The 12,556-nt window shown below is 65.2% G+C and carries 10 protein-coding genes; 9 read left to right on the top strand and 1 reads right to left on the bottom strand.

The window, feature by feature from the left end; genetic code table 11:
- The first annotated feature begins 26 nt into the window (after positions 1-26).
- From ACN0SE_RS01085 to ACN0SE_RS01120, 8 genes are all read left to right on the top strand, one after another.
- Positions 27-2,462 carry a GcvT family protein gene (locus ACN0SE_RS01085; RefSeq protein WP_417522617.1) on the top strand — a complete coding sequence of 812 codons (2,436 nt, stop codon included), beginning with the start codon at positions 27-29 and terminating at the stop codon, positions 2,460-2,462.
- Between the two features lie 358 nt (positions 2,463-2,820).
- Positions 2,821-3,876 (top strand): LacI family DNA-binding transcriptional regulator, encoded by a 1,056-nt coding sequence (locus ACN0SE_RS01090; RefSeq protein WP_417522618.1) that lies wholly within the window; start codon positions 2,821-2,823, stop codon positions 3,874-3,876.
- 20 nt (positions 3,877-3,896) lie between these two features.
- Positions 3,897-5,159, top strand: a complete 1,263-nt coding sequence (locus tag ACN0SE_RS01095; protein WP_417522619.1) for a sugar ABC transporter substrate-binding protein — start codon at positions 3,897-3,899, stop codon at positions 5,157-5,159.
- 54 nt (positions 5,160-5,213) lie between these two features.
- Positions 5,214-6,284 (top strand): carbohydrate ABC transporter permease, encoded by a 1,071-nt coding sequence (locus tag ACN0SE_RS01100; protein WP_417522620.1) that lies wholly within the window; start codon positions 5,214-5,216, stop codon positions 6,282-6,284.
- The gene (locus tag ACN0SE_RS01105) at positions 6,284-7,165 is read left to right on the top strand and encodes a carbohydrate ABC transporter permease (protein WP_417522621.1); all 882 of its coding nucleotides are present in this window, start codon (positions 6,284-6,286) and stop codon (positions 7,163-7,165) included. Before ACN0SE_RS01100 ends, ACN0SE_RS01105 begins: the two co-directional genes overlap by 1 nt.
- Positions 7,166-7,175: 10 nt before the next feature.
- A complete protein-coding gene (locus ACN0SE_RS01110) occupies positions 7,176-8,171 on the top strand; it encodes a levansucrase (protein ID WP_417522622.1) in 996 nt (331 codons plus the stop codon).
- 5 nt (positions 8,172-8,176) lie between these two features.
- Complete coding sequence (locus tag ACN0SE_RS01115; RefSeq protein ID WP_417522623.1) at positions 8,177-9,262, top strand: ABC transporter ATP-binding protein; 1,086 nt, start codon at positions 8,177-8,179, stop codon at positions 9,260-9,262.
- Between the two features lie 125 nt (positions 9,263-9,387).
- Complete coding sequence (locus ACN0SE_RS01120) at positions 9,388-10,149, top strand: BCCT family transporter (protein WP_417522880.1); 762 nt, start codon at positions 9,388-9,390, stop codon at positions 10,147-10,149.
- 46 nt (positions 10,150-10,195) lie between these two features.
- On the opposite strand, the gene ACN0SE_RS01125 is transcribed toward ACN0SE_RS01120, so the two are convergent.
- A complete protein-coding gene (locus tag ACN0SE_RS01125; RefSeq protein WP_417522624.1) occupies positions 10,196-11,170 on the bottom strand; it encodes a GlxA family transcriptional regulator in 975 nt (324 codons plus the stop codon).
- A 126-nt stretch (positions 11,171-11,296) separates the two neighbouring features.
- On the opposite strand from ACN0SE_RS01125, the gene ACN0SE_RS01130 reads away from it, so the two are divergent.
- Positions 11,297-12,550 carry a sarcosine oxidase subunit beta family protein gene (locus ACN0SE_RS01130; protein WP_417522625.1) on the top strand — a complete coding sequence of 418 codons (1,254 nt, stop codon included), beginning with the start codon at positions 11,297-11,299 and terminating at the stop codon, positions 12,548-12,550.
- The last annotated feature ends 6 nt before the right edge of the window (positions 12,551-12,556 follow it).

A 12,556-nucleotide genomic window follows, 5' to 3' on the forward strand; every position in this document is an offset into this window, starting at 1 on the left:
TTCAACATGTATCGGAGGCGCGCGGCATGAAAACTCGGACCAAGGTTGTTGTCATTGGCGGCGGCATCGCCGGGTGTTCGACGCTCTACCACCTGACCCAGGAAGGCTGGAGCGACGTGGTGCTGGTCGAGCGGAACGAGCTGACGAGCGGAACCACCTGGCATTCGGCGGCGCAGGTCACGAACTTCGGCATGACCCAGACCATGGTCGGGCTGAAGACGCATTCGATCGAGTTGTACAAGCGGCTGGCCGAGGACCCGGAATACCCGATCAACTACCACCACGCCGACGGCGGCATCCGGCTGGCCAATACCGAGGCGCAGATGCAGGGCTATCGGCATTTCACCTCGATGGCGCGCGGCATGGGGGTGGAGTTCGAGGTGATCGACGCCGAGGAATGCGCCCGACGGCATCCGCTGATCTCGACCGACAACCTGCTGGGCGGGCTCTGGGACCCGCTGGACGGTGATATCGACCCGGCGCAGCTCTGTCAGGCGTTGGCCTATCATGCGCGCAAGGCCGGGGCCGAGGTCTATCGCAACACGCCGGTCACTGCGCTGACCCAGCACAAGGACGACACCTGGACGGTGCATACCGAGAAGGGTGACATCGACTGCGATATCGTGGTCAACGCCTGCGGCTACCGCGTCAACGAGGTGGGTGCGATGATGGGGGTGCATCACCCGGTCGCCTCGATGGAGCACCAGTATTTCCTGACCGAGGACATTCCCGCGATCAAGGAAGCCGGCCACCGGATGCCGCTGCTGCGCTGCCCGATCAGCGACTACTACAGCCGGCAGGAGAAGAACGGCCTGCTGGTGGGGTTCTACGAACAGGGCTGCAAGACCTGGGGCATGGACGGGATCGACCCGAAGTTCGTCAACGCGCTCTGCCCCGATGATCTCGACCGGGTGATGGACGTGCTCGAGGGCGCCTTCGAGCGGATGCCCGCGCTGGCCGAGACCGGCATCCGCAGTGTGGTCAACGGCCCGATCACCTATACCATCGACGGCGCGCCGCTGGTCGGTCCGATCCCGGGCAAGCGCAACGCCTTCTGCATCATCGGATTGCGCGCCGGTCTGGGCGAAGGCGGCGGCCACGGCTGGCTGCTGGCGCAACAGATCGTGCATGGCGAGGCGCAATATGACACCTGGGTGATCGACCCGCGCCGATTTACCGGCCATGCCAACGTGGAACTGACCGCGCTGAAGGCCATCGAGGACTATCAGAACGAGTTCCGCTTTCATTTCCCGCATGAGCATCGCCCCGCCGCGCGCCCCGCCAAGACGACGCCGCTGACGCCGGTGCTGGCGGCCGAGGGGGCCGAGTTCACCGTGGTCAACGGCTGGGAGCGAATGGAGTACCTCAAGCCCGCGCCGGATTTTCACCCGACGCTGGGCTTCACCTTCGACGAGGCCTTCGACGTGGTTGCGGCGGAGGTGACGAACGTCGCCGAGAACGTCGGCCTCTGCGAAGTCAACGGCTTCAACCGGTTCGAGATCACCGGCGCCGACCGTCACGCTTTCCTCGACCGGATGTTCTGCGGTGCGGTGACGAAGCGGGACGGCCGTGTCGGCCTCGGCTACCTGCTGAACCACCACGGTATGGTCAAGGGCGAGGCCACCATCGCCAACATCCCGGCCTCGGACCGGGGGCCGGCGCGTGTCTGGTACGGGTCGGCGGCGGCCAGCGAATATCACGACATGGACTGGCTGCGGATGCATCTGGACCCGGCCGAGGACGTGCAGATCCGCAGCCTGACCAATGATCTGACCATCCTCGTGCTGGCCGGTCCCAAGGCGCGCGACGTGCTCTCTGCCTGTTCCCGCGGGGACTGGTCGAAAGACGCTTTTCCCTGGCTCAGTGTCAGGGAATGTTTCATCGGCTTCGCCCCCGCCACCGTCCTCGGCGTCAGCTTCTCGGGCGAGTTGGCCTATGAGATTCACGTGCCCAACAATGCGCTCTATGCCGCCTATCTTGCCCTGCGCAAGGCGGGCGAGGCGCACGGGCTGAAGCTCTTCGGGGCCCGCGCGGTGGATTCCATGCGGATGGAAAAGGGCTTCCTGCACTGGAAGGCCGACCTCCTGAACGAGTTCGATCCCTATGAGACCGGGCTCGACCGGTTCGTGAAGCCCGAAAAAGCCGATTTCATCGGCAAACCGGCGCTGCTGAAGCGTATCGAGGAAGGCCCGCGCAGGAAACTGGTGACGCTCAAGGTCGCGGCCACCCACGCCCCGGCGCACGGCGGCGCCTCGCTGATGCGGGACGGCAAGGTCGTGGGCACCGTCACCTCGGGCGACTGGGGGCACCGGACGGGCCTGAACCTGGCCTATGCCTTCGTCATGCCGGAACTGGCGGCAGAGGGCACGAAGATCGACCTCGACCTCTGCGGCGAGATCGTCGGAACCGAGGTGATCGCGCCGTCGCCTTATGATCCGTCCTACGCGCGAATGCGCAGCTGATATCGCCGGGTCGGGCCGGCATTCAGCCCGATCCGGCCCGCAGGCCACGATGTTGGCGCACGGGACCGTCTGCGCAATGACTTGCGCAGTTGTCCCGGTACGGGCGAGCGACCTGTCGATCCCCTGACGCAGCATGCCGATCCATCCTGTCGCGCAGCGGCTTGCCAAACAGGCGAAGGCCGATGCCTGTGGCGGGGCTCTTCCCGAGCGGCTGCCGCCGTTTCCTTTCCAAATCGCTTTGGAAGCCCGTTGACAGACCTCAGGGGAATCGCGTATGACAACGGTGTCATGACATCGGTGTCATAAGATCGGTGCATGCAGTCGGCCTGTGGTGCCGACAGCTCGGGGGGAGGGGAAAATGGCAACCATCTACGATGTTGCAAAGCTGGCGGGCGTCTCCCCGAAGACCGTGTCGCGCGTGCTCAATGGCGATGCGCCGGTGAATGCCAGAACCAGAGAAGCCGTCACCAAGGCGATCACCACCCTGGGCTACGTGCCGTCGCAGGCGGCGCGGATGATGCGCTCGAACCGGTCGGGGCTGATCGGGCTGATCACCGGGGCGATCTCGCAGGCGCCGGAGCCTGCCATGCCCTCGGGCCTGCCGGATCTCTATATCGTCCAGGGCGTCCAGCGCGAAATGGCCGAGCACGGCAAGATCCTGATGATCGCCGATACCGGCGGGACGTCGGAGGCGGTGCCGCTTCTGGCGCGGACCTTTGCGCAGCACCGGGTCGAAGGGCTGATCTACGTGGCCGACCACCACAGCGAGGTGGATATCGACCTCGGCAACGCCGACTGCCCGGTGATCCTTGTGAATTGCTTCGACACGGCCGCCACGCCTTGCGTGCTGCCCGACGATCGGACCGGCGGGAGGGAGCTGGTCGAGCGCCTTCTGCAGACCGGCCATGAGCGCATCGGTTTTCTGACCCTCGACCCGGCGATGCCGGCGGCGCGGCTGCGGCTCGAAGGTTACATGGCGGCGCACCGGGCGGCGGGCGTCAATCCTGATCCGGCGTTGGTGGTGCAGGGCTTTGTCGAAGGCGCAGACAAGACCGGCGACGTGCTGGAAAAGGCGCTGGGCCAGTTGCTGTCGCTGCCGGTGCCGCCGACGGTGATCTGCTGCGGCAACGACGAGATGGCGATGCGGGTCTACGGCCTGTTGCGCAGCCGGGGCCTGCGGGTGCCCGAGGATATCTCGGTCGCGGGCTACGACGATCACCGCGCGATCTCGGAAATGCTCTACCCGCAGCTGACCACGGTCGAACTGCCCTACACCCAGATGGGGCGGCAGGCGGCCAGGGACATGCTCGAAATGATCGGGGGGAAGACCCCGACATCATCCGGTCCGTCGCTGGTGCGCGGGCCAGTTGTCTGGCGGTCCTCGGTGACCGCGCGAAATTCTGTTCAAACTTGATCTCACGGGAGGACATCAACGTGAAACTGACCAAGACCATCCTCGGCGCCCTGGCGGCGTCCACTGCCCTGGCCGGGGCGGCCACGGCCCAGACCGAGCTGACGCTCTGGTATCATGGGGCCGGCAACGATGTCGAAAGCGGCATCCTGAATACCATCATCGAGGATTTCAACGGCGCGCAATCCGATTGGACCGTCTCGGTCGAGAGCTTCCCGCAGCAGAGCTACAACGAGTCGGTTGTCGCCTCGGCGCTGGCCGGAAACCTGCCCTGCATCCTCGACGTCGACGGTCCGGTGATGCCGAACTGGGCCTGGGCCGGCTATCTGCAGCCGCTGCCCGTCAGCGACGCCGCCATCGAAGGCCATCTCGACGCCACCATCGGCCGCTGGAATGGCGAAATCTATTCGGTCGGCCTCTGGGATGCCGCCGTGGCGCTTTATGCCCGCCAGTCGACGCTCGACGAGCTTGGCCTGCGCACCCCGACGCTGGAGGAGCCGTGGAGCCGCGACGAGTTTATGGCGGCGCTCGATGCGGCCAAGGCATCCGGCAAGTATGACTACGCGCTCGATCTCGGCACCGCATGGACCGGTGAATGGTATCCCTATGCCTTCTCGCCCTTCCTGCAGAGCTTTGGCGGCGACATCATCGACCGCTCGACCTATGCCAGCGCAGAAGACGTGCTGAACAGCGACGAGGCGATCGAATTCGGTGAATGGTGGCAGTCGCTCTTTGCCGAAGGCTATGCCCCCGGCACCAGCCAGGACCCGGCGGATCGTGATGTGGGCTTCAACGAAGGCAAATACGCGTTCTCGTGGAACGGCAACTGGGCCGCGGCGGCGACGCTCGAGGCGGGTGTCGACGATGTCCGCTTCCTGCCGGCGCCGGATTTCGGCAACGGCCCCAAGATCGGCGCGGGTTCGTGGCAGTTCGGCGTGTCGAGCGCCTGTGAGCATCCCGAGGGCGCGGCGGCCTTTGTCGAACATGCGCTGCAGGACAAGTACATGGCAGCCTTCTCCGACGGTATCGGCCTGATCCCCGCTTCCAAGGAAGCGGCGCAGATGACCGAGAAATACGCCGACGGCGGCCCGCTGGCGGTGTTCTTCGATCTCTCGGCCGAGCAGGCGCTGGTGCGTCCGGTGACGCCCGGCTACGTGGTGGCGGCGAAGGTGTTTGAGAAGGCGCTGGCCGACATCGCCAATGGCGCCGATGTCGCCGACACGCTCGATGCCGCGGTCGACGAGATCGACAAGGATATCGAAAGCAACCAGGGCTACGGCCACTAAGCGCAGACGGCGGGCCGCCCACGGCGGCGGCCCCCGCACTGCCGAGGAAATCACATGTCCAGCAAATTGACCCGATCGAACCGGGCGGGGTGGCTCTTTGCCCTGCCGGGGTTCTCTCTTCTGTTTCTCTTCATCATCGTTCCGTTCTTCTTTGCCTTCTGGCTGTCGCTGACCAACCAGCGGCTGGTCTCGCCCAACGAGGCGGAATTCGTCGGGCTGAAGAACTACAGCGAATTGCTCGGCCTCGCGGTTGTGACGCTCGAGCCGGAGCGCGACGACGCCGGCCAGGTGGTGCGCGACGAGGACGGCGAGATCGAATATCCCCGCGTCCGCTCGATCACCCGCAGCGACGCGTTCCCGCAGTACAAGGGCATGGGCGAGTGGTTCCGCTGGCAGTGGGGTGACACCGCCAAGGTGGTGATCGCCTCGGACGTGCTGTTCATGAAGGCGCTGGTCAACACGCTGACCTTTGCGCTGTTCATCGTGCCGGTGCAGGGCGGCGGGGCGCTGTTGCTGGCCTTGCTGATCAACCAGAAACTGCGCGGGATCAACGTCTTCCGCACCGTCTACTTCATGCCGGTGGTGATCTCGATCGTGGTGATCTCGCTGCTCTGGCGGTTCATCTACTCCGGCAACGACGGGCTCTTGAACAACATCCTCGAAGTGCTGACCTTCGGCGCCTTTACCCCGATTGACTGGCTTGGCCGCACCGACACGGCGCTCGGTTCGATCATCGCCATGTCGGCCTGGCAGGGCATGGGCTTTCACATGGTGATCTGGCTCGCCGGGTTGCAGGCGATCTCGCCGACGCTCTACGAGGCTGCCGCCATCGAAGGCGCCAGCAAATGGCAGACCTTCCGCTATGTGACCTGGCCGGGGCTCAGGAACACCGCGGTGCTGGTGCTGATCGTGATCACCATGCAGAGCTTTGCGGTCTTTGCCCAGGTCGACGTGATGACCAATGGCGGCCCGCTCGACTCGACGCAGACGCTGGTCTTCCAGACCGTCGAACGCGGCTACGGCAAGCAGGACATCTCGGGCGGTGCGACCATCTCGGTCATCCTCTTCCTCATGGTCCTGACCATCTCGGCCGTCCAGGGCTATCTCACACGGGAGCGCAAGTAATGGCTGCTGTTACATCCGACAACCGGGGCCTGCGGCTTGCCGTGCGCTACCTGACCCTGATCCTCGTGGGCTTCATCTTCCTGTTCCCGCTGGTCTTCATGGTGGTCTCCAGTCTCAAGCCCGACCAGCAGCTGCTGGCCGACACCTCGAGCATCCGGGCCTTCCTGCCGGTGGGCGACATCAGCCTCGATAACTACGTCAAGGCGTTCGAGCGCGCGCCGATCGGACGGTTCATGCTGAACTCGGTCTTTGTCACCGTGGTCACGGTGGTGGCGTCGATCCTGCTGTGCTCGCTGGCGGCGTTCAGCTTTGTCTTTCTCGAGTGGAAGGGCCGGGGCGTGCTGCTCTCGGTGATCGTGGCGACGCTGATCATCCCGTTCGAGACCATCGCGGTGCCGCTCCTGCTCTTCGTGTCGAAGCTGCCGTGGATCGGGCTCGAAGGCCTGGAGATCGGCTGGCTCAACACCTACCGCGTGCAGATCATCCCGTGGATGGTGGACGCGCTGACGATCTTCCTCTTTGTGCAGTTCTTCAAGGACCTGCCACGAGAGCTGATCGAGGCCGCCCGCGTCGAGGGCGCCAGCTGGATGCTGATCTATCGCAAGATCGTCATGCCGCTGTCCGGCCCGGTGATTGCCACCGCCGCGATCCTGAAGTCGCTGACCATGTACAACAACCAGTACCTCTGGCCGCTGATCGTGGTTCAGGACGAGGCGCACCGCCCGGTGATGGTCGGCCTCGGGTACTTCTTCCAACTGCAAATCGCCTGGGGCGAGGTCATGGCCTATCTGACGCTGATCTCGGTCCCGGTCATCGCCTTCTATCTTGTTCTGCAACGCGCCTTCATCTCGTCGATTGCCTCGACCGGCGTGAAGGGCTGAGGATCTCAACATGACACTGAAACTCGAAAACGACTGGATCTGGGACAGCTGGTATGCCCATGACGGCGAGCGCTGGCACGGCTATTTCCTCAAGGCCCCCAAGAGCCTTGGCGACCCGGAGCTGCGCCACTTCAACGTCAGCCAAGGCCATGCGGTCAGCGACGATCTGGTCAACTGGGAGCATCTCGGCACCTGCTTCGCGCCCGCCGAAGGCCCGGCCTGGGACGATTACACCACCTGGACCGGATCGGTGGTGCAGGATGACGCCGGCCTCTGGCACCTGTTCTACACCGGCACCTCGCGCGCCGAGGACGGGCTGTACCAGCGCGTGGGCCATGCGACATCCTCCGACATGCACAGCTGGGAACGTGTCGGCGACGGGCTCTGCCTCGACCTGACCGGGCCGAATGCCGCGCTCTACGAAGCCGAGCATAGGAAAGGCTTCTGGCATGACCGGGCGATGCGCGACCCTTGGGTGATGCGCGACCCCGAGGGTGACGGCTGGCTGATGTTCTTTACCGCCCGGGTGCCGGGCGAGGCCGAGGCCAACAACGGCGGCGCGGTGGGGTTTGCCACCTCGCCCGACCTTGTGACCTGGACGCTGCAACCGCCGGTGTTCTCGGGGGGCTTCGGCCAGCTCGAGGTGCCGCAGGTCTTCAACCACGCGGGCCAGTGGTACTGCCTGTTCTGCACCGCCGACGAGCATTTCTCGAAGGCGCAGGCCGAGGCCACGCCCGGCGGTCCGGTGACCGGCAACCACTACCTGATCGGCGAGGGCCCGCGCGGTCCGTGGAAGATCGCCCCCGGCGCCTTTCTCGACGGCGCGCAGCCCTGCCTGCGCTACGCGGCGCGGATCGTTCCGACCGACGACGGTCTGATGATCCTCGGGTTCAACCACACCGCACCTGACGGGGCGTTCGGCGGGTTCGTCATGGACCCCGACCCGGTGGTGCATCAAGAAGACGGGCTGCTCAAGGTCGTGCGCCCGTCGCTGGCGGCGGAGTAAGAGCAATGGCAACACTGAAACTCAGAGACGTGCGGAAGTCCTATGGCTCCGTCGATGTGATCAAGGGCGTCGATCTCGACATCGAGGATGGCGAGTTCGTGGTCTTTGTCGGCCCCTCTGGCTGTGGCAAGTCCACGCTTCTGCGGATGATCTCGGGGCTCGAAGACATCACGTCCGGCACGCTGGAGATCGACGGCCAGGTGGTCAACGACCTGCCGCCGAAAGAGCGCGGCATCGCCATGGTGTTCCAGTCCTACGCGATCTTCCCGCACATGACCGTGCGCGAGAACGTGGCCTTCGGCCTGACCATCGCCGGCGCCTCGAAGAAGGAGAAGGAAGAGAAGGTGGCCGAGGCCGCGCGCGTGCTGCAGATGGAGCATCTGCTTGACCGTCGCCCCTCGCAGCTCTCGGGTGGCCAGCGCCAGCGGGTGGCCATCGGCCGCGCCATCGTGCGCAAGCCCAAGGTCTTTCTGTTCGACGAGCCGCTGTCCAATCTGGACGCGGCGCTGCGCATGGACATGCGGATGGAGATCGGCCGGCTGCATGGCACGCTGGACGCGACGATGGTCTATGTCACGCATGATCAGGTCGAGGCGATGACCCTGGCCGACAAGATCGTGGTGCTCAAGGACGGCAAGGTGATGCAGGTCGGCACCCCGATGGAGCTGTTCCACGAGCCGGCCAACCTCTTCGTTGCGGGCTTTCTCGGGGCGCCGTCGATGAACTTTCTCGAGGTCGACGTGTCGGACCGCGACGCCGCCGCGGCGCGTGTTGCCAATGCCGCGCTCGAGCCGATTTCGGTGGCGCACAAGGGCCGCATCGACGGCCCCGGCAAGGCCGTCCTGGGCATCCGCCCGCAGCACGTCAGCGCGGTTCCGGCGGGCGAGGGCATGCTGCACGGCACGGTGAACATGGCCGAACGTCTGGGCACCGAAACCGTGGTCAACATGAGCCTGAAGGACGGATCGAAGTTCATCGCCGCCTTCGACGAGGACAAGGTGTTTCAGCAGGGAGAGAGCATCGACCTGGTGTTCACCCCCGAACAGGCGCATCTCTTTGCGCCCGGCGAGACCGCCAGCGCCGCGCACTGAATTGGCCCGGGCGGGCCTGTCCCCGGGCCCGCCCGAACCAGACGCTCCGGCATCCTTCAGACCCGGCGCAGGCCCCGCATGCAGCGGGGCCTTTCGGGTTTGCGCAGTGCCTGTGTGGGGCTGCGATTTCCGATGGCGGGGCCTGGGGGCCGACGCGGTACCTGATCCTGGGTCTCGGCGAGACCACGATGGCCTATGTCAAAGGTCTCTTCGCGATGAACGTCTTCGTCGAAAGCGTGCCCCATGAGGCGACCGGCTGGGGCGACATGTGGCAGGGCTGGTGGACCACCTTCTACTGGGGCTGGTGGATTTCCTGGTCGCCCTTCGTCGGTGTCTTCGTGGCCCGGGTGTCGCGGGGCCGGACGGTGCGCGAGTTCATCTTCGGCGTGGTCGGCGTCTCGTCCCTGCTGTCCTTCGTCTGGATCGTGGCCTACGGCGGCACGGCGCTCTGGGCCGAGCTTCTGGGACCGGGCGGCGTGAGCGAGGCGGTCAGTGCGAACGTCTCGATGGCGCTCTTTGCCACCTTCGAGGCGATGGAGGTCGGTGCGATCGGCGTGGTCGCCGGTGTGCTCGGCACGATCCTGGTGACCACCTATTTCGTCACCTCCTCGGACTCGGGCACGCTGGTGGTGGCCACCATCCTCAGCGAAGGCAACGAGAACCCGATGTTCCGCCATCGGGTGATCTGGGGCACCTTCGAAGGCGTCGTGGCGGCGGTCTTGCTGGTGGTCGGCGGCAGCGCCGCGCTCAGCACCTTGCAGACCGCGGCCATCATCGCTGCCCTGCCGTTCTCGGTGATCATGGTGCTGATGTGCGTGGCCATCGTCCGCTGCCTGAGCCGGGAGCATCACAAGGACGCGGTTGACGGGGTCGTCGCGACCCAGTGACCCCCCATGCGGCGGGCGCCCGGGTGCCCGTCGCAGACACCTCTGCCTAAGCCAGTTTCGTGCTGCGCCAGGCATCGGGCGGCGCGCCCTCGCGAGCCCGGAACACCTTGCCGAAATGCGACGCATCACAAAACCCGGTCGCGGCGGCGATCCGGGTGACGGTCTGATCGGTGCTCGTGAGCAGATTGCGCGCCACGCTCAGCCGGACCGAGATGCCGGCCTCTGCCGGCGACATCTGCAGCGCCTCTCCGAAATGACGTTCAAGCTTGCGGCGGCTGATCTTCAGCCGCTGTGCCAATTGATCGACGGTCAGTGGCGTCGCCACGTTCTGCCGCATCAGATGCAGCGCCTTGCGCACCAGCTTGTCGGAGGTCGTGAACTCCAGCGGCAGACCGGGCTGCGGGTTTTCCTGGGACTGGGCTTCGTCGATGATCATGATGTTCAGGCTCTTGCGCGCGGCCCCCGATCCGACGTGCCGATCCACCAGAAAGGCCGCCAGATGGGCCGAGCTTGCGCCGCCCGAACAGGTGAGCCGGTTGCGGTCGACTACGAATATCTGATCGGACACTGGAATAAGCCCCTCGAACTGCTCGAGAAAGTCGTCATGGTGAAACCAGCTGACGCAGCAGCGGTGGCCCTCCATCAGCCCTGCCTTGTGCAGGATGAAGGCCCCGGTACAAACCCCCACAAGCGGCACATTGGCCGCGGCCGCGCGTTTGAGATAGGCGATGTAGGCGGGGTCGAGCCGCTCGATGGCCGGGATCAACCCGCCGACCACCACGACGTAATCGAAATCGCGCGGATCCCCTAGGCGTTCGTCGGGCTGGACCGGGATGCCGCAGCTTGACGCCACCGGATCCATCGTCGTCGAAATCACCCGCCAGGAACACCGGATCGGCCGCGAACGATCGCCTTCGTCCGCCGCCAGCCGCAGCACGTCGACGAAATTGGCAAAGGCCGAAAGCGTGAATTGCCGGGCCAGAATGAGGCCCACTTTCAGGGCGGGCTGCGCGGGGGGCATCGGCGCCTCCAGATGCATGGGTGTGACGCATATATCATAGGATTTTGGCGCAAAGGTACAATGTGATTTTCCCTCGATGCGGCACATAGGCAAGGACTGCTCCTGACACCTGAGAGGCCCTGCCAGATGACGCATTATTCTGCCTTTTCCCTGCTCAAGAACGCGCTCAGCGGCCACAAGAACTGGCCCGAGCAATGGCCCGACAAACCGCCCAAGGCCGAATACGACGTGATCATCGTCGGCGCGGGCGGGCACGGGCTGGGCGCTGCCTATTACCTTGCCAAGGAGCATGGCATCACCAATGTCGCGGTGATCGAGAAGGGCTGGCTGGGGGGTGGCAACACCGGGCGGAACACCACGATCATCCGCTCCAACTATCTCTATGATGAAAGCGCGCGGCTCTACGATCACGCGCTCGACCTGTGGGAAAACCTGTCTACCGAGCTGAACTACAACGTGATGTATTCCAAGCGCGGCGTGATGATGCTGGCGCACAACGTGCATGACGTGCAGAGCTTTCAGCGGCACATCCATGCCAACCGGCTGAACGGCGTCGACAACCAGTGGCTGACGCCCGAGCAGGCCAAGGCCTTCTGCCCGCCGCTCAATATCTCGCCCGACGCGCGGTATCCCGTGATGGGTGCGGCGCTGCAGAAACGCGCCGGCACCGCGCGGCACGATGCGGTGGCCTGGGGCTATGCGCGGGCCGCCGCGAAACGCGGCGTCGACATCATCCAGAATTGTCCGGTGATCGCGATCCGCCGTGGCGCCGATGGGTCGGTCGAGGGGGTCGACACCGCCAAGGGGTTCATCAAGGCCAAAAAGGTCGCGGTCTCTGCCGCTGGTCATACCTCGGTGGTGATGGACAGTGCCGGGGTGCGGATGCCGCTGGAAAGCTACCCGCTGCAGGCGCTGGTGTCGGAACCGGTCAAGCCGGTCTTTCCCTGCGTCGTCATGTCGAACACGGTGCACGCCTATATCAGCCAGTCCGACAAGGGCGAGCTGGTGATCGGCTCGGGCACCGACCAGTACACCAGCTATTCGCAGCGCGGCGGTCTGCCGTTGATCGAGCACACCGTGGCGGCGATCTGCGAGGTGTTCCCGATCTTCAACCGCATGCGCATGCTGCGCAAATGGGGCGGCATCGTGGATGTGACGCCGGACCGCTCGGCCATTCTGGGCAAGACCCCGGTCAAGGGGCTCTACGTCAACTGCGGCTGGGGCACCGGCGGCTTCAAGGCCACGCCCGGCGCGGCGCATACGCTGGCCTATACGGTCGCCAAGGACGAGCCGCACCCGATCAACGCGCCCTTCACGCTGGAACGTTTCACCACCGGTCGTCTGATCGACGAGGCCGCTGCGGCTGCGGTGGCACACTGAGGAGAC

The sequence above is a fragment of the Marinovum sp. genome, from assembly GCF_048263515.1.
GTDB lineage: Bacteria > Pseudomonadota > Alphaproteobacteria > Rhodobacterales > Rhodobacteraceae > Marinovum.